The 21,851-nt window shown below is 64.1% G+C and carries 8 protein-coding genes; 4 read left to right on the top strand and 4 right to left on the bottom strand.

Annotation, left to right across the window (positions count from 1 at the left end; translation table 11 throughout):
- Positions 1–5: 5 nt before the first annotated feature.
- The 4 genes from HH213_RS28365 to HH213_RS28350 all read right to left on the bottom strand — a co-directional run bounded on the left by HH213_RS28365 (position 6) and on the right by HH213_RS28350 (position 9,340).
- Positions 6–854, bottom strand: a complete 849-nt coding sequence (locus tag HH213_RS28365; RefSeq protein WP_169114502.1) for a CheR family methyltransferase — start codon at positions 852–854, stop codon at positions 6–8.
- A complete protein-coding gene (locus HH213_RS28360) occupies positions 842–5,737 on the bottom strand; it encodes a hybrid sensor histidine kinase/response regulator (RefSeq protein WP_169114500.1) in 4,896 nt (1,631 codons plus the stop codon). Before HH213_RS28360 ends, HH213_RS28365 begins: the two co-directional genes overlap by 13 nt.
- Before the next feature lie 3 nt (positions 5,738–5,740).
- The gene (locus tag HH213_RS28355) at positions 5,741–7,621 is read right to left on the bottom strand and encodes a putative bifunctional diguanylate cyclase/phosphodiesterase (protein WP_169114498.1); all 1,881 of its coding nucleotides are present in this window, start codon (positions 7,619–7,621) and stop codon (positions 5,741–5,743) included.
- Positions 7,622–7,816: 195 nt separating this feature from the next.
- The gene (locus HH213_RS28350; protein ID WP_229263210.1) at positions 7,817–9,340 is read right to left on the bottom strand and encodes a CehA/McbA family metallohydrolase; all 1,524 of its coding nucleotides are present in this window, start codon (positions 9,338–9,340) and stop codon (positions 7,817–7,819) included.
- Positions 9,341–9,696: 356 nt separating this feature from the next.
- On the opposite strand from HH213_RS28350, the gene HH213_RS28345 reads away from it, so the two are divergent.
- The 4 genes from HH213_RS28345 to recD are packed head-to-tail and all read left to right on the top strand — an operon-like array spanning position 9,697 to position 21,822.
- Positions 9,697–12,744, top strand: coding sequence for a CHASE domain-containing hybrid sensor histidine kinase/response regulator family protein (locus HH213_RS28345; protein ID WP_229263209.1), 3,048 nt, complete (start codon positions 9,697–9,699; stop codon positions 12,742–12,744).
- A gap of 36 nt (positions 12,745–12,780) precedes the next feature.
- Complete coding sequence (gene recC / locus HH213_RS28340; protein WP_169114494.1) at positions 12,781–16,206, top strand: exodeoxyribonuclease V subunit gamma; 3,426 nt, start codon at positions 12,781–12,783, stop codon at positions 16,204–16,206.
- Positions 16,203–19,904: an exodeoxyribonuclease V subunit beta gene (recB, locus tag HH213_RS28335; RefSeq protein WP_169114492.1), complete on the top strand. Its 3,702-nt coding sequence runs from the start codon at positions 16,203–16,205 to the stop codon at positions 19,902–19,904. The genes recC and recB overlap by 4 nt, the downstream gene beginning before the upstream one ends.
- A complete protein-coding gene (gene recD / locus HH213_RS28330) occupies positions 19,897–21,822 on the top strand; it encodes an exodeoxyribonuclease V subunit alpha (protein WP_169114490.1) in 1,926 nt (641 codons plus the stop codon). The genes recB and recD overlap by 8 nt, the downstream gene beginning before the upstream one ends.
- Positions 21,823–21,851: the final 29 nt, after the last annotated feature.

The raw sequence follows: 21,851 nt of genomic DNA, 5'->3' as shown, positions 1-21,851 counted from the left end.
GCGGTTTAAGCGACGCGTTTATACCAGGACTGATTGGCCAGCAGCGGCTTGTAGTGGCGCGACAGCGGGTCGTGATCGTCCAGCGGCCGGTCCAGCGCGAGCGTGCCGAATGGCGCCAGGCTGCCGTCGAATAGCTGCAACACGCGCTTGCGCAGCGCAGGCCCAAAGTCCGGCAGCGCGCGCTGGCCGAGGATCATCTGAAACTCATTGAACGAGGCGTCGGTCACCAGATTGTATTGCGCCCACGTGATGCGCCCGGCCAGTTGCGGCTTCAGCGTCGCATGCAGCCCGTCGGCATCGATATCGAAATAATCAATCAGCTTGCCGACGCCGCCGCTGCGCGCGTAGTTCGCTTGCAGCTCATCCAGCCGAGCCATCGGCAGGCTGGCGTGCTGCGCGTCGGCCAGCATGGTGTCGCTGGCGACGGTGGCGTAGATTTCTGTGCGCGGCGCCAGCTGCTCCTGTTCCAGCAGGATGGCCAGCGTCCAGGCCTGCTGCGGGCTGGCGCAATCGGCCAGCCACACGCGCGGCAGCGCGGCCCCGTGCAGGCTCACGCCCAGGGACCGCCGCAACATCGACACTTCCAGCGGATCGTCAAACATCAGCGCAGGCGCCACGTACAGCGCCCGCAGCAGGGTGTTGTACGTTTCGCCATCGTGCAGCACGCGCGATTGCAGCGCCGAGATGGTGGCCAGGCCGAGACGCAGCCGCAGCGCCTGAACCTTGCCCGCAACCATCGCCCGGTCGTACCCGCGAAAGTCGTAGCCATGGCATTGGTACAGCGCTTGCAGCAGCAGCTCCAGTTCCAGCTCCTCCACCGAGGAAGCAAGCAGCGATGGCATTAGTGCAGCCATACGCGCATCAGCGACAGCAACTGTGCCACATCCACCGGCTTGGTGATGTAGTCCGACGCGCCGGCAGCGATACACTTGTCGCGGTCGCCCTTCATCGCCTTGGCCGTCAGTGTAATGATCGGCAGCGATTTGAATTTAGGGATGCGGCGGATCGCGCGCATGGTGTCGTAACCGTCCATCTCCGGCATCATGATGTCCATCAGGACGATCTCGATGGTCGGATCGCGCTCCAGCACCTCGATGCCATCGCGGCCGTTTTCGGCGAATAGCACATGCATCTGCTGGCGTTCCAGCAGCGATGACAGCGCGAAGATGTTGCGCAAGTCATCATCGACAATCAGCACCTTGCGGCCCGCCAGGCCGCCTTCCGCCGCGTGGATCTCTTCCAGCATCTTGCGTTGCGCTTCCGGCAGGCTGGCCTGAGAGCGGTGCAGGAACAGTGCCGTCTCATCCAGCAGCCGCTCCGGCGAACGTGCATCCTTGATCACAATGGTCTTGGCGTAGCGTTTGAGCTTGGCCACTTCCTTGCGGTTCAGGTCTTTGGCGGTGTTGATCACCACCGGCAGATCGCGCAGCGATTCGTTCTTGCCGATGATGTCCAGCAGGTCGAAGCCGCTGATGTCGGGCAGCGTCAGGTCCAGCACCATGCAGTCGAAGTGCTGCTCGCGCAGCGCGTCCAGCGCCGCCTGGCCGGTTTCCACCGCGACGATGTGGATGTCGGAATCGCCGATCAGCGCCACGATGGAGTCGCGCTGCGCCGGTTCGTCGTCCACCACCAGCAGGCTGCGTTTGCCGCCCAGCAGGAACTTCTGGATGCGCGTGAATTCTTCCTGCAAGGCCTCCTTGCTGACCGGTTTATTCAGGTAGGAGATGGCGCCCAGCCGCAGCGCGCGTTCACGTTCGCGCAAGCTGGACATCACATGCACCGGAATATGCCGGGTACTCGGATCGCGCTTCAGGCGGTCCAGCACCGTAAAGCCGTCGATGTCCGGCAGGTCCAGGTCCAGCAGGATGGCCGATGGCAGGTAGTCACGCGCCAGGCTCAGTGCGGAGTCACCCTGCATGGTTACGACGCCCTTGAAGTTCTTCTCGCGTGCGAAGCCCAGCACGATCTGCGAGAAGCGCTCGTCGTCCTCGATGATCAGCACTGACGGGTCGCCTGGCGCGACCAGGCCGCGGTCATCGCTTCCGCTGTACTGGTCCATGTCGGCGTCCTGCTCATGACTGCCGCTGTGGTCCGCCAGCGCCAGTTCGGTCTGTGCCGGCAGCGTGTAGACTACCTGCGGCGACGGCGTCGGCAGGCGCACCTGCGGCTGGCGGTTGATGTCGTAGTTGATGAAGCCCGCGCGGTTATACGGCAGGAATAGTGTGAAGGTGGAGCCGCTGCCGACCACCGACTCGACACGGATCTCGCCGCCCAGCAGGCGCGCCAGCTCGCGCGAAATCGACAGGCCAAGGCCGGTGCCGCCGTACTTGCGGGCGGTGGAACCGTCGGCCTGCTGGAACGCCTCGAAGATCAGCTGCAGTTTGTCCGAGGCAATGCCGACGCCGGTGTCGGTCACCGCGAACGACAGCACGGCGTCCGCATGCAGCAAATTCGGGTGGTCGCTGGTGAAGCCGCTGTTGACCAGACTGATTTCCAGCGACACCTGGCCGTGCGTGGTGAACTTGAAGGCGTTCGACAACAGGTTTTTCAGCACCTGCTGCAGGCGCGTGGTGTCGGTCATCATGGCGGTCGGCAGGCTTTCCTTCAGTTCCACCGAGAAGCCGAGGTGCTTGGCTTCGGCCATGTGACGGAAGGTACGGTCGACGTAATTGCGCAGATTCTGGAAGCGGTACTCCGACACGTCCAGCGTGACCGTGCCCGACTCGATCTTCGACAGGTCCAGAATATCGTTGATCAGCGTCAGAAGGTCGGAGCCGGATCCGTGAATGGTCTTGGCGAATTCCACCTGCTTGCCGGACAGGTTGCCGTCCGGGTTATCGCCCAGCTGCTGCGCCAGAATCAGCAGCGAATTCAATGGTGTGCGCAGCTCGTGCGACATATTCGCCAGGAATTCGGATTTGTACTTCGACGACAGCGCCAGCTGGGTGGCTTTCTCTTCCAGCGCCAGTTTGGCTTGCTCCACCTCCCGGTTCTTGCGTTCCACCTCGATATTCTGCTCGGACAGCAGGCGGGCTTTTTCGGCTAGCTCCTGGTTGGTCTGTTGCAGTTCCTGCGCCAGCGACTGCGATTGGGTCAGCAGCGATTCGGTGCGGCTGTTCGCCTCGATGGTGTTCAGCACCACGCCGATCGATTCCATCAGCTGGTCGAGGAAGGACAGGTGGGTTTCGGTGAAGCGGTCCAGCGACGCGATTTCGATCACCGCCTTGACCTGCTGCTCGAACAGGATAGGCAGCACCACGATATTGGTGGGCGGAGCCGCACCAAGGCCGGACGACACCACGATGTAATCGCGCGGCACGTCGGTCAGCCAGATCCGCACTTTCTCCAGCGCGCACTGGCCTACCAGGCCTTCGCCCGGCAGGAATGAGGTTGGCAGCTTGCGGCTGGAGCGGTAGCCATAGCTTGCGATCATGCGCAGGCGCGCATCGCTGTCACCGGAATCCATCATATAGAACACGCCATGGTGGGCCGACACCAGCGGCGCCAGCTCGGACAGAATCAGCTTAGTCACGGCCTGCAAGTCGCGCTGGCCTTGCAGCAAGCGGGTGAAGCGCGCCAGATTGGTCTTCAGCCAATCCTGCTGCGCGTTCTTCAGCGTGGTGTCTTTCAGGTTACGGATCATTTCATTGATGTTGTCCTTCAGGTAGGACACCTCGCCGCGCGCTTCCACCTGAATGGAACGCGACAAGTCGCCACGGGTCACGGCGGTTGCCACCTCCGCAATCGCGCGCACCTGGTTGGTCAGATTCGCCGCCAACTGGTTGACGTTCTCGGTCAAGTCCTTCCAGGTGCCGGCCACGCCGGACACGTTGGCCTGTCCGCCCAGCTTACCTTCCGTACCCACCTCACGCGCCACGCGGGTCACCTCGGAAGCGAAGGAGGACAATTGGTCCACCATCACGTTGATGGTGTCTTTCAGTTCCAGGATCTCACCCTTGACGTCCACCGTAATTTTTTTCGACAAGTCGCCGCGCGCCACGGCCGTGGTCACCGCCGCGATGTTACGCACCTGGCCCGTCAAGTTGGACGCCATGAAGTTGACGTTGTCGGTCAAGTCTTTCCACGTCCCGCCGACGCCCGGCACGTATGCCTGTCCGCCCAGCTTACCCTCGGTGCCCACCTCGCGCGCCACGCGCGTCACCTCGGAAGCGAAGGAGGACAACTGGTCGACCATCACGTTGATGGTGTTCTTCAGTTCAAGAATCTCACCCTTGACGTCCACCGTGATTTTCTTCGACAGGTCGCCATTGGCCACTGCGGTGGTCACGTCGGCGATATTACGCACCTGGCCCGTCAAGTTACCCGCCATCGAGTTCACGCCGTCGGTCAAGTCCTTCCAGGTGCCGGCCACGCCGGGCACGTTGGCCTGACCGCCCAGCTTACCTTCGGTACCCACCTCGCGCGCCACCCGCGTCACTTCCGATGCGAAGGAGTTCAACTGGTCGACCATCACGTTGATGGTGTTTTTCAGCTCGAGAATCTCGCCCTTGACGTCTACCGTGATTTTCTTCGACAAGTCGCCATTCGCCACGGCGGTGGTTACGTCGGCGATGTTACGCACCTGGCCCGTCAAGTTACCCGCCATCGAGTTGACCGAGTCGGTCAAGTCCTTCCAGGTGCCGGCCACGCCCTTCACCTGCGCCTGGCCGCCCAGCTTACCTTCCGTACCCACCTCGCGCGCCACCCGCGTCACCTCGGAAGCGAAGGAGGATAGCTGGTCCACCATCACGTTAATGGTGTTTTTCAGTTCGAGAATCTCGCCCTTGACGTCCACCGTAATCTTTTTCGACAAGTCGCCATTCGCCACCGCCGTCGTCACCGCCGCGATGTTACGCACCTGGCCCGTCAAGTTGGACGCCATGAAGTTGACGTTATCGGTCAAGTCCTTCCAGGTGCCGCCGACGCCCGGTACGTAGGCCTGGCCACCCAGCTTACCCTCGGTACCCACCTCGCGCGCCACCCGCGTCACTTCGGAAGCGAAGGAACGCAGCTGGTCCACCATCACGTTGATGGTGTCCTTCAGCTGCAGGATCTCGCCGCGCACGTCCACCGTGATCTTTTTGGACAAGTCGCCGTTGGCCACAGCGGTGGTCACCTCGGCGATGTTACGCACCTGCGAGGTCAGGTTACCCGCCATCGAGTTCACCGAGTCGGTCAAGTCCTTCCAGGTACCGGCCACGCCTTTGACCTGCGCCTGGCCTCCCAGCTTACCCTCCGTGCCCACCTCACGCGCCACCCGCGTTACTTCGGACGAGAAGGACGACAGCTGTTCCACCATCGTATTTGCGGTCATCGCCGCGCGCAGGTACTGGCCTTTCAGCGGGTGACCGTCCACCTCCAGCGCCATGGTCTGCGACAGGTCGCCTTTTGCCACGGCGCCGATCACGCGCGCCATTTCGGAGGTCGGCCGCACCAGATCGTCGATCAGCGTATTGACGGAGCTGAGGATGGTGGCCCAGCCGCCGGTGGTGTTGGTCATCTCGGCGCGCTGCGTCAAGCGGCCTTCGCGGCCTACCACCCGGCTTACCTCCGTCACTTCGCGCACCATGCGCGATTTGGTGTCGATGATGTCGTTCAGCGTATCGGCGATCTTGCCGGCCATGCCTATCCAGTCGGTTGGCATGCGCACTGAAAAGTCTCCTTTTTTCAGTGCCATTAGCGTGGAAAGCAAAACCTTTGCGTCCAGCTGTTCGCCCAAGTCGGTCATATTATTCATGTCTTATTCCTCGTTGCTTAGGAGGGTAGGTGAGTTGATGTTATTGATATCGCCGGTTTGTTCCAGCAGGCCTGCCGCCGTCAACGGCGGATAAAACAGCTCGCCCTGGCAGATATGGCAGCCCATGTGCTGCAGCACTTCCATCTGCAGGCGCGTCTCGACGCCCAGTGCGATCACGCGCATCGACAGCGCTTTCGCCAGATGCACCACGGCCGCCACGATGTCGGTGCCGCCTTCGTCATTGCCGATGCCGTGCACGAAGCTACGGTCGATCTTCAGCGCGTTGAGCTGCCAGCGCTTGCACGCGGCCAGCGACGAACGCGCGCTGCCGAAATCGTCCAGCGCCGTGCGCACGCCGGCGCTTTGCAGCTGCATCAGCAATTGCGCCAGCGGCTCGGTGGGGCCGAGCAGCAGCTTTTCATTCAGTTCGATGCCCATGCTGCCCGGCGTCAGGCCGTGCTTGCGCATCGCCGGCAGCAGCGCGTGCAGCAGGTCCGCGTGCAACTGCGGCGTCGCCAGATTGAGCCAGATGCACAGCGGCGGCCCTTGCACGCCATTCGCGCTGCCGCTCAGGCTTTGCCACAGCGACGCCTGCGCACAGCTTTGCGCGATGACCCACGCGTCGATGCGGTCGAGCAGCGTGCGCTCCTGTACCTGCGGCAGGAATTGCGCCGCTTCCAGCAGCCCATGCACCGGATGGTGCCAGGTCAGCAGCGCTTCTGCGGCGATCACGCGGCCGCTGCGCAGGTCGACCTGCGGCTGGTAGCGCAGCTCCAACTGATTGGCCGCCAGCGCCTTGCGCAGGTCGAGCGTCCACTGTTCCCGTTCGCGCTCGCGTACATTTAGCTGTTCGTGGAAGAACTGCACTGGCGCGGCGGTGTTCTGTTTGGCGTGATACATCGCGGTGTCGGCGTTCTTCATCAGCGCTTGCGCGTTGGCGCCGTCTTCGGGATATAGCGCGATGCCGATGCTGGCCGCCGTTTTCAAGCGATTGCTGCCGATGTCGAAGGGCAGGGCGCAGGCCAGTTCGATCTTGCGGCCGACGCGCGCGGCGTTGGCGGAAGCGGATTTACCTTCGATCAGCACCACGAATTCGTCACCGCCCAGACGGGCGACGATGTCGGCCACCCGCACCGCCGCCGACAGTCGCGCCGCCACCTGGCGCAGCAATTCGTCGCCCGCTTCGTGGCCGTAGTTGTCGTTAATCTGCTTGAACTTGTCGAGGTCGAGGAATAGCAGCGCGAAGCCGACGCCGCTGCGATCGGCCGTGGCGACGGCGTGCTCCAGCTGCTGGATCAGCGCGCGGCGGTTGAGCAGGTTGGTCAGCGCGTCGCGCGTGGACAGGTCATGCGCGCGCTGTTCCGCCTGTTTGCGTTCCTTGATTTCCAGTTCCAGTTCGGCGTTGATGCGCTCCAGATCCTGCAGGCGCTGGACGCGCAAGTCCTGGTTGAGGCGCGCCAGTTCGTCGCTCTTGATGCGCAGTTGCAGATTCTTGGCCGCCATCTCGACAAACACCGCCACCTTGGCTTGCAGGATTTGTGGAATAACCGGCGTGAACAGATAATCGGCCGCGCCTTTCTGGTACGCCTTCAGGCGGTTCATCTCGTCCGCGTAGTGGGCGGTGATGAAGATGATCGGTGTGCCGGCCGAGCGCGGATGCGAATGAATCGCTTCGGCGGTCTCAAAGCCATCCATGTTCGGCATGCTGACGTCCAGCAGGATCACTGCGAACTCATGCAACAGCACTTGGCGCAGCGCTTCCTTGCCCGAACTGGCGGTGATCAGCTCGTACAAATGCTGATCGGCCGCATCCAGCAGCAGGCTCTCCAGCGCATACAAGCTGGCTGGATCGTCGTTGACAAGAAGAACTTTAGGAATATGCACGGCTGGGCTGGTTTTAGACTATCGCTTTGGAAGGTAAAAGATACTCTTGTGGAGTGCGGAGTCAAGCAATTTTGTGCGCTGCCGCACCATAACGGCAGGCACCATTTTATCGTTTTAATAACTGTGATTCCAGCTTTTCTAGCAAGAAAAATATTAATGGAATTAAATTTTCTACTGCGCACGATTGGCTGGTGATCAGGGCGACAATTGCGTCACCCAGACAGGCGCGCTCCACAGCATTTTTCCGTCATCCTGCGTGACTCTTGCGTAATAAAAGTGTTCGCCGGGTAACGGCGCGAAAGTGCGTTTGCTCTTCGTGCTGATGGCGGCGACCTTGCCATTGCGGCCGGGGACGCCGTGGAAGATGCTGAACGCGGCGATGCTGCGGCCGGCGGTGCTGGCGTAGTCCGCTTTCAGCGTCAATTTGCCGCGATTCTGGAAGCTTTCGCCCATCATGTGGCCGTTGGCGGTGAAGATCAGCTGGCTGTGTTTGTCCATCGTGGCGTAAGTGCGGCGGGCTCGCAAGGCATCCAGCAGGCCGGCTTGTGTGAGCGGCGTGCTGCGGGGCAGCAGCACGGCCGTTCGGTTTGAGTACGCCGCACCCCAGTTGGCACAGTGATTGTCCTGGTTGCTGCTGAAGGCGAGGTGGTAGCCGGCCTCCAGCAGCGCGTTGCAGCCGGTTTCGAAATTGCTGCGGCGTGGCTCGTTTTCGTCAGTGCTGGTTGAGTAGGCGCTGCTGTTCATGACTTCGCACAGCAGCATGCTGGCGTCGCCGGCGGCGCTCCAGGCCAGCGGCTGGCCGTTGATGGCGAACTGGTCGCGTTGCGGATGATTGAACTGGCCGAACCAGTGATGTTGGCGCAGATGCTGGTACAGCGTCTGGTAGTCGCTCCTGGGCGTTTCTTCGTCGGCCAGCAGTTCGCCCTGGGCGTTGCGCTCCCAGCCGAGCAGGGCGTCGGCGTTGAGGATGTTGATGTGACCACCGTGGCTGATCACGCCCCATTCCTGGCCGTACAGCGCGAGGAATGGTGTGTGATCGGTGCGCCATTGCGCGGCCTGGCGCAGGCCGTCCTGAAACAGGGCGTGGACGGCGCTGGCGGCGGCGGCCCGGTTGGTGCCGTCAGAGCCGTCGAACATGTGATTGTGCTCGGAGGTCATCAGGAAGTCGAGGCCGTGTTGCTGGGCGTAAGCGTAGGCGTCGGACGGGCCGAAGGCGCCGTGCTGCGGTTCCTGCGCGCCGGTGCACTGATCGAGCACGCCGCCACCGTCGCTGTGGTTGGTCTGGCTGTGCAGGTTGCCGAGATAGATGTCGTACAACTCGGCGGATGCCGTCGCCGTCGCCGTCGCACGCGAATGCGCCGCACCGTCGGCCATCGATGCCGCCAATGCAGTCGCCACATCAGCCGCCGCCCCGGTCGCCGCGCCAGCGCGTGCTCTCGCCGCAGTCCTCGTAGCGGGCTGGCGGACGGTAGACGCGCCAACCGCCACCGGCCAGCTCTGCTCGATCTCGCCGCCGCCGTCCAGACTTGCCGACAACCTCATCCTGTAGACGCCTTTGGGCACGTCCTCCCGCCAGCGTACAGTCACCTCCACCGGTTCGCCGGCGACCGTCCGCGTGCCCTGCCAGCTGTGCACCGCTGTTTCATCATGCCGGGGCAGTAGCGTGAGTCGCCAGCGCAATGAGCGCACCTCTGCCGGCGCCGTGAAGTGCAGCGTCATCACCCGCTCGCCCCGCTCATCTGCGTGAAACGGAACTTGTAACACGGCATCAAACTCATGCCGTTCCTCATCCGCATGAAGCGAACGTAAGATCGTCGCTAGCACGATGCATGTAATGGATTTGCGCAGCATAATTGCCTCCATGAGACAGCCTCATCTCTTAGAGACATCCTTGCTGCATATGGTTCCGTTTGAAATGCGTTAATTCTCACCAATTCTTTCACTGGTTCCAATTCCGCATTGATAGTATGCTGCTGTGATGCAAATAATTTTCTACCAGATGCATGTTTAAATCGGCCAACAACCGCCAAGCAGTGCGCAGCACACGCCTCATGTTCTGGGGAGTGGGATTTGTCTTGGCCAGCGCCATGGGCACCATCCTGTACGGCGCCGCGAGCCGCACGGTTGATGACGATGCGGCACAGAGTTTCGAGCATCTCGCGCGCAGCACCCAGTACAGCATCTCGGCCCGCATCAAATCCTATGCCGACCTGACGCGCGGCCTGGCCGCGCTGTTCCAGACCTCGGACAACATCAGCCGCACCGAATTCCGCCAGTACGTCACCAGCCTCGATATCCCGCGCAACTTCCCGGCGATCGAAGTGCTGACCTGGGCGCCGCTGATCGAGGACGCGCAGCGCGAGCAATTCGTCGCCGGCGTGCGCGCCGAAGGTTATGCGGACTTCGACATCAGCCCGCCCGGACGCCGCCCGAACTACGAGGTGTTGAACTATTTCGAGCCGGCCTTCCTGCCGCAGCGCTTTGGCCTCGACATCAGCGCCATCCCGCTCATTTCCGATTCGCTAGCGGCGGCGCGCGATAGCGGTGACATCGCCGCCACGCGCTACCCGATCCTGCTCAACACGCCGAAGACGCAATTCGTCCAGGGTGTGCGGCTGCCGGTGTATCGCCGCAACCAGCCGCTGTCGACGCTCGACCAGCGCCGCGCCGCCTATCTGGGATCGGTCGGCGCGGGCTTCAGCATTGCCCGGCTGGTGCAGGGCGCCATCGACGAAATGACAGTGCGCCAGGTGCACCTGACCTTGTACGCCGACGGCAGCCCCAATGTCGAACATCGCCGGCTGGTCATCGAGCGCGGCGACCGACTGCTGTATAGCGACACCGGCGCCACAGCGCCGACGCCACTGTCCCCCGGCCTGCGCGAGGAATACCTGGAGACCGTGCTGCCGATCGACTTCAATGGCAGCTTGTGGAAGGCGCAGTTCCGGGTCCGCAAGGACGCGATGCTGACCGGCTTCGACCTGTACTTCCCATGGATCGCTGCGCTGACCGGCTTTGCCGGCATGCTGCTGTTGTACAGCTACGTGTTTGTGCTGTATGCGTCGCGCCGGCGCGCCATCAAGCAGGGCGTGCTGCTGGATACGGTGCTGAACCACGTCGACGCCCACGTTTATATGAAGGACCAGAGCCGCCGCTATATCTACGTCAACGCGCGCATGGCCGAGTGCATGGGTATGGAGGTGCGTGACATCGTCGGCAAGCTGGATCGGGATTTGAAGCCGGACGCCGAAGCGGATGCCGAATGGGCACTCGAACGGCCGGTGTTTGCCGACGGCGTCAAGCGCTCGGGCGAGGTGCAGTTTGTTGGCAAGGACGGCGTGGTGCAGCATCTGTGGACGGTCAAGGTGCCGGTGGAACTAGGCCGTTCGTATTCGGCGGTGATCGGCTTGTCGACCGACGTCACGGCGCTGCACCAGTTGAAGGAAGAAGCGGATATCGCCAACCAGGCCAAGAGCGACTTCCTGTCGAATATGAGCCACGAGATCCGCACGCCGATGAACTCCATCATCGGCATGGCGCACCTGGCGCTGAAGTCCGTCACGCATCCCAAGCAGCGCGACTATCTGCAAAAGATTTATCACTCCGGCCAGCACCTGCTGGGCATCATCAATGACATCCTCGACTTCTCCAAGATCGAAGCCGGCAAGATGGATCTGGAGGTGCTGGACTTTACGCTGGATGCGCTGCTGGCCAATATCTCCAGCCAGCTGGGCGAAAGCGCGCAGGCGCGCGGGCTGGAACTGGTGTATGAGATTTGGCCCGGCCTGTCGCATCAGCTGCGCGGCGATCCGCTGCGGCTGGAACAGGTGCTGTTGAACTTCACCAGCAACGCCATCAAGTTCTCCGAAAACGGCAAGGTGGTCGTGCGCGCGCGGCCGGTGGAGGAGCGCGACAATCACATCATGGTGCGCTTTGAAGTGGTGGACCACGGCATCGGCATGTCGCCGGAGCAGGTGGAGCAACTGTTCCAGTCCTTCCACCAGGGCGACACCTCCACCACGCGGCGCTACGGCGGCACCGGACTGGGTCTGGTGATCAGCAAACAGCTGGCGGAGCTGATGGGCGGCGGGGTTGGCGTCGACAGCACGCCGGGCGAGGGCAGCACCTTCTGGTTCACGGCGCGGCTGGCCAAGGGCGTGCACTTCCTGGCGCCAAGCGACGAATCGGTGCAGCCGGATGTGCTGGATAATATACGCGGCGCCTCGATCCTGCTGGTGGAGGACAATATCTTCAGCCAGCAGGTGGGGCAGGAGCTGCTGGAGGATGCCGGCGCCACGGTGTGCGTCGCCAACAATGGCAAGGAGGCGATCGATCTGCTGCTCAAGGAGCGCTTCGATTGCGTACTGATGGACGTGCAGATGCCGGTAATGGACGGCTACGAAGCCACGCGCCTGATCCGCGCGCATCCCAAACTGGCCGCCACGCTGATTATCGCGATGACGGCCAACGCCGGCCGCGACGACCAGCAGCGCTGCCTGGACGCCGGCATGGACGAATTTGTGACCAAGCCGATCGCGCCTAAGCTGCTGTTCAATATGCTGTCCAAGTGGATGAGTCAACGCGCCAGGGTGGCCGCCAGCGCGATGCGCAAACCGGCGCCACCGCCGCCGTCGTACTTCTCGATGCCGGAGGGATCGCCGGTGCTGGCGCCGCCGCTGTTCGTGCCGCGCCAGGTGGCGCCATCGTCGGAGCCGGCGCCGGCGTCGATTCCGCCGCCTGCCGCCGCGCCGGCTCCGGAACCCGAGCCGCTGGCCGAGCTGTTTGACATGGACGCGCTGGCCCAGACCTTTGGCGGCAAACCGGACATGATGCGCAAGTACGCGCTGCTGTTCCTGACCTCTGCCCGCGACGGCCTGCAGGAGATGGACGATGCGCTGGCGATGGAAGACCTGGCGCATCTGGCGGAGCTGGGACATCGCATCAAATCGTCGGCGCGCGCGGTGGGCGCCATGCAGTTCGGGAACCTGTGCTACGCGCTGGAGCAGCTGCGCCACGACAGCGACATGGACAAGGCCCGGCGCCTGGTGCAGGAGCTGTACGCCATGCTGACTGTGCTCGATCAACATATCGAGCAGGAGCTGCTGGCATACGATCCGGGATAGAGCGATAATAGCGGGTCAAACCCACTAAAGAGCCCTATGCACTCTGGCATCACCCCCGGCCTGCTGATTTTGCACGGCAATCAGATGGAACAGTTGCGCGCCGCCGTCTTCCAATGGCTGCGTAACCACCCGCTCGGGGCGCTGGAGTCGGAAATCTTCCTGGTGCAGTCCAACGGCGTGGCCGAATGGCTGAAGATCGCGCTGGCCGAGGAAATCGGCATCTGCGCCGCCTCGCGCGTGGCGCTGCCGGCGCGCTTCCTGTGGGACGCTTACCGGGGCATGTTGGGGCGCGACCGCGTGCCGCCCATCTCCGCTTTCGACAAAGGTCCGTTGACGTGGCGCTTGATGCGTCTCCTGCCTACGCTGCTGGCCGATCCTGTATTCGCGCCGCTGCGCCACTTCCTGTCCGATGGCGAAGCCGAACGCCGGCTGCAACTGGCCGAACGGCTGGCCGACTTGTTCGACCAATACCAGGTCTATCGCGCCGATTGGCTGGATGACTGGGCCGCAGGCCGTGACCAGCTGCGCAGCGCGCGCGGCGATGTCACGCCGCTGCCGGAAGACCAGCGCTGGCAAGGCCAGTTGTGGCGCGCCGTGATCGCCGACGTCGAGCCGCATGAGCGCGACCTTGGCCGCGCCACCGTCCACACCGAATTCGTGCGCGCCAGCGCCGCTGGTGAAGAACCGCTGGGCCGACTGCCGCGCCGCGTGGTGATCTTTGGCGTCTCGGCGCTGCCGTTCCAGACCTTGCAGGCGCTGGCCTCCATCGCCCGCTACACGCAGGTGCTGCTGGCCGTGCCCAATCCATGCCAGTACTACTGGGGCGACATCATCGAAGGCCGCGATCTGCTGCGCAGCGCGCACCGCCGCCAGCAACTGCGTAATGGGCAGGACCTGGGCCAGATTCCGCTGGAAGAACTGCATGCGCACAGCCATCCGCTGCTGGCCAGCTGGGGACGCCAAGGCCGCGACTTCGTGCGTATGCTGGACGAATTTGACGAAGCCGCGCAAGCCAGTGCGGCAGAAAACGACGATGTGGCGCCAATGCGGGTCGACCTGTTTAGCGACGGCGACGGCGACACCTTGCTGACGCAGGTGCAGGCCGCCGTGCGCGAGATGTTGCCGCTGTCCGAGCATCCCCACGTTCCGCCGGCGGAGGACGACCGCTCGATCGAATTCCATGTCACCCACAGCGTGCAGCGTGAAGTGGAAGTGCTGCACGACCAGTTGTTGCAGATGTTCGCCGACGCGGAATATAGCGGCCGGCCGCTGCGTCCGCGTGATGTGGTGGTCATGGTGCCGGATATCGACACCTTCTCGGCCGCCATCCACGCCGTCTTCGCCCAGCACCGCCGCAGCGATGCGCGCTACATCCCGTTCGAGATCGGCGATGTCAATGACCGCAGTGTCAATCCACTGCTGGTGGCGCTGGAGTGGCTGCTGCGATTGCCGCAGCAGCGCTGCCGCCAGAGCGAAGTGCGCGACCTGCTGGACGTGCCGGCGCTGGCCGGACGTTTCGGCCTGCACGACGATGACCTGCCGACACTGGGCCGCTGGATCGAAGGCTCGGGCGTCCGTTGGGGCCTGGATCAGCAGCACCGCAATGGTTTGGGACTCGGTCCTGCCGGAGAGCAGAATGCCTGGATCTTCGGCGTTCGCCGCATGCTGCTGGGCTACGCCAGCGGCGCCGGAGATAGCTTTGCCGGTATCGAGCCATATGGCGAAATCGGCGGCCTGGATGCTGCGCTGGCCGGATCGCTGGCGCAGCTGGTGGAAGCGCTGCTGCACTGGCGCGCCGTGTTGGCCCAATCGCGTTCGCCGGTCGAGTGGGGCGTGCAGGCGCGCGCGCTGCTGGCCACCTTCTTCAACACCAAGGAAGAAACCGACCGCCTGACGCTGGCGCAGCTGGACGACGCCCTGAAAAAATGGCTGGACACCTGCGAAGGCGCGTCCTACGACGAATCCGTGCCGCTGGCCGTGCTGCGCGAAGCCTGGCTCGGACTGATGGACGAGCCGACGTTGAATCACCAATTCGTCTCCGGCGGCGTGACCTTTTGCACGCTGATGCCGATGCGCGCCGTGCCGTTCCGCGTGGTCTGCCTGCTCGGCATGAACGATGGCGACTTCCCGCGCCGCGCACCCAAGGCCGACTTCGACCTGCTGGCGCAACCGGGCATGGCGCGGCCCGGTGACCGCTCGCGCCGCGACGACGACCGCTACCTGATGCTGGAAGCGGTGCTGGCCGCGCGCGACAAGCTGTATATCAGCTGGGTGGGGCGCAATGTGCGAGACAACAGCGAACAGCCGCCGTCGGTGCTGGTGTCGCAGCTGCGCGATTACCTGATTAACGGCTGGGACATGAGTAAAGAGGATATGCACGCGCGCACCACGGAGCACGCCTTGCAGCCGTTCAGCCGCCGCTACTTTGAAGCCGGCGGCCTGTTGACCTACGCGCGCGAGTGGCGCGAGGCGCATGGCGAGGAAATCGCGGAAGACGAGGCGACCGAACTGCCGCCGTTCGATATCGACGACAAATTCCGCCTCAAACTGGGCAGCCTGCACAACTTCCTGCGCCAGCCGGTGCGCTTCTTCTTCCGCCAGCGCCTGGGCGTGATGTTCGGCGAAGCGGCGTTGGTTGGCGAGGATGAAGAACCGTTTTCGCTCAACGCGCTGGAACGCTATCTGCTCGAAGACACCTTGCTCGACGACGCCGAAACGCCGGAAGAAATCGACCAGGTCTACGACAAGCTGACGCAGCGCGCCGAACGGCTGGCGCGCGAAGGCGTGCTGCCGATTGGCCTGATCGGCCAGCAGTATCAGCATCAACTGGTGCAGGCGCTGGTGCCGGTGCGCTGCGCGTGGCTCACGCTGCGCCAGCATTACGAACTCGCCGCGCCGAAGGTGGCGCTAAATCTGGTGCTGGCCGGCGTGCCGCTGGACGACTGGATCGACCAACTGCGCAGCAACGGCAGCGAAACCGTGTGGCTGGCGCAGATGTCGTCGCGCGTGGCCGACAAGCAGGGCAAACCGCGCGGCGACAAGCTGATTGCCATGTGGCTGCGCCAGCTGGCGATATCTGCGGCCGGCATGCAGGTCACCGGCCACCTGGTGGCGCGCGACGCTATCGTCACCATGCAGCCGCTGGATCCCGAGCAGGCGATGGAAGCCTTGCGGGAACTGGTCTGCCTGTGGCGGGACGGCATGAACCGTCCGCTGCCCACCGCCTGCAAGACGGCGCTGGCGCTGGTGCAGGAGGGCGATCCGCGCGCAGTGTACGACGGCGGCTTCGACATCGGCGGCGAAAACGAAGACTTGTGCCTCAAGCGCATGTGGCCCGACTTCAGCGCCTTGAGCGCCGAGCCGGATTTCGACGATGTCTCGCGCGCGCTGTATGGCCCGCTGGCCGACTGGATGGAACAATGCATCACCATAGAAAAGATTGAAGGCGAGGACGCAGCATGAGTAACATCGCCAACCAGCTCGCGCCGCTGACTTTCCCGCTGCACGGTTCGCGCCTTATCGAGGCCAGCGCCGGCACCGGCAAGACCTGGACCATCGCCGCGCTGTACGTGCGGCTGGTGCTGGGCCACGGCGGCGACCACGCCTTCCCGCGCCCGCTACTGCCGGCCGATATCCTGGTGATGACCTTCACCCGCGCCGCCACGCGCGAACTGTCCAACCGCGTGCGCGAACGGCTGGTGGAGGCGGCGGCGTATTTCCGCGAACCGGCGCCACGCCAAAGGCCGGACGAGTACCTGGAGCAGATTCTCGAATCCTATCCCGACCACGGCGCGCAGCAGCAGGCCGCGCACCGCCTGCAACTGGCGGCGGAAACGATGGACGAAGCGGCCATCTTCACCATCGACGCCTGGTGCCAGCGCATGCTGCGCGAACATGCGTTCGACAGCGGGAGCCTGTTTGACGAAGAACTGGTCAGCGACGAGCAGGCGCTGTTCGAGGATGCGGCGCATGATTACTGGCGCCAGCAGGTCTATCCGCTCAACGAAGTCTCCCTGGAGGCGCTGCTGTCCTGCTGGGGCGACGTTGGCGCGTTGAAGAAATCGATCCGTGAACTGGTCAAGCGCGCCGACATCATTGGCGATGCGGCTGGCCGTGGTGAATCGCTGGGCGTGTTGATCGCCACCGTGCAGCGCGCGCAGCAGGCGCAACTCGCGCAACTGAAGGCCGGCTGGTACGAGCGCGCCGACCGCATGGAGCAGTGGATCGCATCGCACCGCGCGGTCGATCCCAAGTGCTTCAACGGGAACAAGATGCGGCCGGATTCGCTGGTCACCTGGTTCAACGGCCTGCGCGAGTGGGCGCAGAATCCGGCCAGCGTCAAGCCGGATATTTTGGACACGGCCTGGAACCGCCTCACGCCGGAAGGGCTGGAAGATGCTTTCGCCAAGAACTTCAGCACCGCGATCCCGGACGATTTCGACGCCACGCAGCCGCTGAAAATCGCGCTGGCCGAGATCGAGCCGCTGTCGCATGCGCTGTATCGCCACGCGGCGGCGGCGGTGGCCGACCGCATGGCGGAGCTGAAAAAACGCAGCCGCCAGTTCGGCTTTGCCGACATGCTGGACCGCCTGAACGCAGCGCTGCAAGGCGAAAATGGCGCCGCGCTGCGCAAGCGCATCACCGACCAGTATCCGGTGGCGATGGTTGATGAATTTCAGGATACGGCGCCGAATCAGTACCAGATCTTCAACGAACTGTATCGCGTGGCCGACAACGATCCGCAAACGGGCCTCTTCCTGATCGGTGATCCGAAACAGTCGATTTACGGCTTCCGCGGCGCCGATATCCACAGCTACCTGTCGGCGCGGCTGGCCACCACTGGGCGGCACTACCAGCTGATGACCAACTTCCGCTCGACCAAGCCGGTGGTGGATGCGGTCAACCATCTGTTCCTGCATGCCGAAGGCCGCACAAAAGAAGAGGGCTTCGCGCGCGGCGCGTTCCGCTTCCGCGACCCGGTCACGCGCGATAATCCGCTGCCGTTCGACGCGGTAGGCGCCAAGGGCCGCAAGGAGCGCCTGGTGGATGCGGACGGCGACGTGCCCGCGCTGGTGATCGCGTGCAGCGCCACACAGGATCTCAAGGCCGAGCGTTACCGCGAATTCTTCGCCAGCCACTGCGCGGAAGATATCGTCGCCAAGCTGAATGATGTGCGCGCGGAATTCTTCGGTGGTGACGACGGCCCGCAACGCCTCAAGCCCGCCGACATCGCGGTGCTGGTGCGCGACCGCAAGGAGGCCGGCGCCATCCGCCGCTCATTGCAGCGGCGCGGCGTGCCGAGCGTCTACCTGTCGGACAAGGATTCGGTGACCGACAGCGAGGAAGCAGCCGACGTGCTGCGCTGGCTGTCGGCGGTCGCCAATCCGCTCGACGGCGCGCTGGCGCGGGCCGCTTTCGCCACGCGTACCGCCGGTCTGCCGCTGGCTGAGCTGGCGCGTTTGTCCTCGGACGAACTGGCGTGGGAGGAGCGCGTCGAACAACTGAAGGCGCTGCACATCATCTGGCAGCGGCAGGGCGTGCTGGCCATGCTGCGCCGCTTCATCCACGAACTGCAACTGCCGGCCGCCTTGCTGCAACAGGTGGGCGGGGAGCGTCGCCTGACTAATCTGCTGCACCTGGCGGAACTGCTGCAATCGGCCAGCCGCCAGCTGGATGGCGAGCAGGCACTGATCCGCTGGCTGGCGGAGCAGATCGAAGGCGGCGAAGGCGCCGGCGACGAGCGCGTGCTGCGTCTGGAGAGCGATGCGGAACTGGTCAAGGTGGTCACGGTGCACAAGTCGAAAGGCCTGGAATATCCGCTGGTGTACCTGCCATTTGCCGTCACCGCGCGCAAGGTCGAGCGCCGCAACCGCAGTTTCTTCGAATTCAGCGACGACGACGGTATCCGCCGCATCGACATGGCGCTGACCGAGACCGCGCTGGAACTGGTGGAACGCGCGCGCTTGCAGGAAGACCTGCGGCTGATGTACGTGGCGCTGACGCGCGCGCGCCACTTCCTGTGGCTGGGCGTGACCGCGCTGTCGGCGCGCAAGGCCGGCGACAACACGCTGCACGATTCCGCGCTGGGCTACCTGCTGACCGGTGGCGCGCCGCTGCCGTCCGACCTGATGATGGAGCGCTGGGAGCATGCCTGCAAGGGCTGCGACGATATCAGCATCGCCACGCTGGCGATGGACGACAAACAGATTACCCGCCTGACCCGCGTCGAGCATCGCCAGCCCTTGCTGGAACCGCAGCAGTACGGCGGCCATTTCGAGCGCGATTGGTCGGTGGGCAGTTTCAGTTCGCTGGCGCGGCGCACAGGCCCGACCGGCACCATTAGCGCCGACGGTCCGGTGCCGCGCGACGCCTTGCAGGAAAAGCTGCTGGAAGACGGCGACCAGCCGGCCATGACGCAGTCCACGCGGGTGGAAGACACGCCATGGCATCGCTTCCCGCGCGGCTCCGTGCCCGGTAACTTCCTGCACGAGCAGCTGGAGTGGATGGGGCAGGAGGGCTTTGCCGTCGTCGAACAGGAGACGTTTGAAGCGCGCCTGACGCGCCGGGTGGAGCGCGCCGGCTGGGGCAACCGACTGGAGGACACGCTGGCCTGGCTGCGCGAAATCGCCGTCACGCCGCTGCCGCATCTGGATGCGCCGCTCAGCGCCATCGTCGCGCCGCTGCCGGAGATGGAGTTCTGGTTCCCGAGCGAGCGTCTGGCCACCGGTGCGCTGGACCGCCTATGCGCCACGCATCTGCTGGGCGGCGCAGTGCGGCCGGCGCTGCCGGAGCGCGAGCTGCATGGCATGCTGAAAGGCTTCTGCGACCTGGTGTTCGAGCACCAAGGCCGTTACTGGATCCTCGATTACAAATCCAATGCGCTGGGCGGCAACGACGCCAGCTACCACGAGCCGGCGCTGATCAACGCCATGGCCGATCACCGTTACGACATTCAGGGTGCGATCTACATGCTGGCGCTGCACCGGCTGCTGCAAAGCCGCCTGGGTGACGCATACGATCCCGCCGAGCAGCTGGGCGGCGCGATCTTCATGTTCTTGCGCGGCATAGGCAATGCGCAGACGCGCGGCTGTTACTGGATCGCGCCGGACGCCGAATTGTTGGACGGGCTGGATAATCTGCTGGGTGCAAGTCATGAATGATGAATTTTTCGCGCAGGTTGATGCGCTGACCGAAGCCGGCCAGCTGCGCCGCCTGAGTGGCGCGTTTGCGCGCTTTATCGCCTCGGTCGGCGACAGTTCGCCGCAGCTGATGGCGGCTTGCGTGCTGCTGTCCGAGCTGGAAGGCCGTGGCCACAGCTGTTTGATGCTCGATGAGCTGAACGACGATCCGGCCGCGCTGCTGGGCTGGAGCGACGACGAGTGGAGCGCGCTGCACGCCGCAGCCGGCGACTGGCCGGCCGACACCGACGCCTGGTGCGACCTGCTGGCGCGCTGCACGCAAGTGTGGCCGGTGGGCGGCGATCAGTGGAATCAGCCGTTGGTGTTGGATGGCGAGCGCCTGTACCTGCGCCGCTATTGGCTGGACGAGCGGCATGTGGCCGAATCGGTGCGCAGCCGCGCGTTGGGCGGCGTGCTGGCGGCCGATGACGACGCGCGCACAGATGACATCCGCCGCTGGCTGGACAACCTGTTCCCGCACGCGCCGCGCGGCGGTGTCGATTGGCAGAAGATCGCCTGCGCGGTGGCCATGCGCGGCAAGTTGGGCATCATCACCGGCGGGCCGGGTACCGGCAAGACCTACACGGTGGCGCGTTTGCTGGCGCTGTTGTTTGCGACGGCGGGTGAGCGTCAGGCTGGCTTGCGCGTGGCATTGGCCGCACCGACCGGCAAGGCGGCGGCGCGGCTGAAGCAGTCGATTGATACGGCGCTGGACGAGCTGGCCGAAAAGGTGGGCGACGAGCTGCCGCTGCGCGAACTGGCGGCCCGCATGGGCGCCGCGCGCACACTGCACAGCTTGCTCGGTGCGCGGCCGGACACGCGGGCGTTCCAGCACCACGCCGGCAATCAGCTGGAAGTCGATGTGCTGATTGTGGATGAAGCGTCCATGATTCACCTGGAAATGATGTCGGCGCTGCTGGCGGCGTTGCCGGACACCGCCACCTTGATTCTGCTGGGCGACAAGGATCAGCTGGCGTCGGTGGAGGCGGGGGCGGTGTTGGGCGACTTGTGCCACAACGCCGAAGCTGGTGAGTATCTGCCGGAAACCTTGTCGTATGTGCACGCCGCGACCGGACAGCAGGTGCCGGCCCGCTTTGAAGGCCATGGCGGACCGATTGCCCAGCAGACCGTGATGTTGCGCGAGAGCCGGCGTTTCGGCGGCCCGATCGGCGCGCTGGCGCTGGCGGTGAATGCCGGTGACGCGGCGGCAGCCGTCAATGTGCTGCGACAGGGCGAGGGCGGCAAGGTGACGTGGACCGATTCTGCACAGTCGGCGGATCTGCTGCAGCTGGCGTTGGATGGCTACCGGCCCTATTTGCAGCTGATTAAAAGCGCGCCAGCCGGGGCCGAGGGCTGGGAGAGCTCTGTCCTGAAGAGCTTTGAACGCTTCCGGATCTTGTGTGCGGTGCGCGAAGGCGAGTGGGGCGTGTCCGGTTTGAACGACAGCATCGAGCAACGATTGCAGTCGGCGGGCTTGCTCAAGCGGACTGGCGAATGGTATATCGGGCGGCCGGTGATGGTGACGCGTAATGACTATGCGACCGGTGTTTTCAACGGCGACATTGGTTTGACGTTGCCCGATCCGGCGCGGCCGGGAGCGTTGCGGGTGTATTTCTCGGAAGGCGAAACGGTGCGCAGCGTGCTGGCCACCAGGCTCAGAAATGTGGAGACGGCGTTTGCGATGACGGTGCACAAATCGCAGGGATCGGAGTTCGCGCACACGGCGATGGTGCTGCCGAAAGACGGCGGCGGCATGCTGGCGCGGGAGTTGATTTACACCGGCATCACGCGGGCGCGCGACTACTTTACGTTACTCACTCCAAACGGTCAGGTGCTGCTGGATGCGATTGCTCAGCGCACCCAAAGGGCGAGCGGCTTGCGCTTGCAGCTGGCCGGTTAAGCCAACACTTGGCGTGATGGCGCCAGATT

The organism is Duganella dendranthematis (assembly GCF_012849375.1).
GTDB lineage: Bacteria > Pseudomonadota > Gammaproteobacteria > Burkholderiales > Burkholderiaceae_D > Rugamonas > Rugamonas dendranthematis.
This window is presented reverse-complemented; position numbering and strand designations above follow the sequence as displayed.

What these genes read in the sequence shown, in the direction of transcription:
- HH213_RS28360 (WP_169114500.1), bottom strand. Translation starts at nt 5,737, where the DNA reads ATGAATAATATGACCGACTTGGGCGAACAGCTGGACGCAAAGGTTTTG.
- recB (WP_169114492.1), top strand. Translation starts at nt 16,203, where the DNA reads ATGAGTAACATCGCCAACCAGCTCGCGCCGCTGACTTTCCCGCTGCAC.
- recC (WP_169114494.1), top strand. Translation starts at nt 12,781, where the DNA reads ATGCACTCTGGCATCACCCCCGGCCTGCTGATTTTGCACGGCAATCAG.
- HH213_RS28350 (WP_229263210.1), bottom strand. Translation starts at nt 9,340, where the DNA reads ATGACGCTGCACTTCACGGCGCCGGCAGAGGTGCGCTCATTGCGCTGG.
- HH213_RS28365 (WP_169114502.1), bottom strand. Translation starts at nt 854, where the DNA reads ATGGCTGCACTAATGCCATCGCTGCTTGCTTCCTCGGTGGAGGAGCTG.
- recD (WP_169114490.1), top strand. Translation starts at nt 19,897, where the DNA reads ATGAATGATGAATTTTTCGCGCAGGTTGATGCGCTGACCGAAGCCGGC.